This is a genomic window from Cupriavidus sp. L7L, from assembly GCF_004353535.1.
Lineage (GTDB): Bacteria > Pseudomonadota > Gammaproteobacteria > Burkholderiales > Burkholderiaceae > Cupriavidus > Cupriavidus oxalaticus_A.
The window spans coordinates 1-1,822 of record NZ_SMNY01000137.1; the positions used below are offsets into that span (position 1 = coordinate 1).

Consider the following 1,822-nt stretch of genomic DNA (forward strand, 5'->3'; position numbering starts at 1 on the left):
TGCGGAGCTTGTCCAGGATTGCGCGGGTCGGCTGCAGCATCTCTGCGACCACCTCAACCCCAGCGACGCCGGTGTGATGGCACGAGTCGCACCCGTGTTCATTGCGTACGCGCATGCGACTCGTATCGAGACTGAACCGGTCCTGAAGAAACTGCGCGAGGTCGGGCAAATGGTCGGCCAGGGGCTGCTTGCAGTCCTCGCAGAGCGTGGGAACCAGCGCCTGGTAGACGATCAGGTTCCAGAAGTTCGGCATAGTCAGCGTCCCCAAAGTGAAGCCAATCGTCGGGTCAACCAAACGGTTGAAGACGCCGAGCACGGAGTCTGCGTGCACCGTGAACAGGGTGAGGTGCCCCGTTTCGTTCATGATCTTGGCCGTCTGTCCAGATTCAATGCATCGGACTTCACCGATGAAGACGGCATCCGGGTCTTCTCGAACGAGGCGCCGCTGGACGTCTCTCCACGCATCTGGGGTCGTTTCCTGAATCGTCTTCTGGCGAGCACCTTGGATCTTGTATTCGACAGGGTGCTCGACGGTGATGATGTTCAGGCGATGTCCGTTCAGTTGGTCGACCGATTCCAGAAAGTATTTGGCCGTTGTCGACTTACCCGAACCGGTGATACCTGAGATGCTAATTGCGCCCTTCCGCGCCCGCATGGCAGAGAACAGCAAGGCCTCTTGATCGGCAGAGTAGCCAGCCCCCTGTGGCGACGACCAATCTGTGGTCTTCGAGAAGAGATATCGCAAATAGACGGTGAACCCTCCAAAGTTCGGGGTGCCCGTATAGCGGATATTGAAGGCCTCTTTGCCGTTGTCATACGGAACCATGCACTCGAGATCAATCGCCGTGCTGAACCCCGCATCGTTATTGGTTTTCTCCGCGTGCAGCTTGTTGTAAGCGAAGGCCACCGCATCCTTTACGGTGTCAATCGGATAGATGCCTTTGTCTGCGGTTCTGGGAGGGATCAGATCTCCGTTCACCCGGTACATCAAAGTTCCGGTTCGACTCGCCTCCTCGAGCAGAACGTGCAGGTCCGTTGCTCCCATCGATAGTCCCTGGTCGATCATCTCGTTCCAGAAGATCTCCGCAGACGTAATGCCTTCCGCAAGCACGCCGTTGCTCGTATTCAGCGTAGCTTCGGTCGCGTAGAGCTGGGCGATCAGCTCGGCTGGCGCGTAGTAGTAGTTGTCAATCCGGATGCCGGCCGTTCGAAGCTGGGCCGCCATGGAGCGAACGAGATTCTTCCGATCTTCGTGGAATTTTGGTTCGACGTAGAAGGTCGCGGCCTTCTCGTTCCCCAAGGCAATGCAGCCGCGACGAAACTCGTCGGTGACGCCTTTTGCCAAGTCACTCTTTTTCCCCGTATGAATACAACGATACGTAGGAATCTCGGCAAAGCTGCGCGCCCACTGGTGCTGCTCGGGGGCGGGCTGCGCGGGTTGCTTCGCCGCGACTTTGCGCTTGGGCACCGGCGCGACTACAGCCGGCTTCTTAGGCCCAAAGCCAAGGAGGTTCGCAATGGCGTTCATCAACGTGCTCTCGTGCCGCTTAGCGCTTGGCCGCGCCAGCTGCCATGTTCGTCAATGTCTGCGCCAGACGGCTGACTTGCGTCGGAGTCGGCGCGACGATAGGCGGCAACGAAGTGCCGAAGCCAGAAGGCGATGAAATGCCGCGGGATTGCGCGGTTGCGACGGTTGCGGGCTCGGACAGGTAGACGATATGACGCGTGACCCCCTTTCCTCTTTTCTTTCCACGCGTGAAGTTCACCCGCTGCGAAGTAATGGAGTCCACGTACCAGCCTGGCATGACTTCATAGCCTTCCT

2 protein-coding genes are annotated in these 1,822 nt (G+C 58.5%); both read right to left on the bottom strand.

Annotated features, from left to right (window positions below; genetic code table 11):
- Positions 1–1,528: ATPase, T2SS/T4P/T4SS family (locus tag E1J61_RS36535; RefSeq protein WP_133098615.1), on the bottom strand; the 1,528-nt coding region annotated here is incomplete at its 3' end.
- Between the two features lie 19 nt (positions 1,529–1,547).
- A partial coding sequence (locus E1J61_RS37680) for a hypothetical protein (RefSeq protein WP_165971631.1) occupies positions 1,548–1,822 on the bottom strand: 275 nt, incomplete at its 5' end.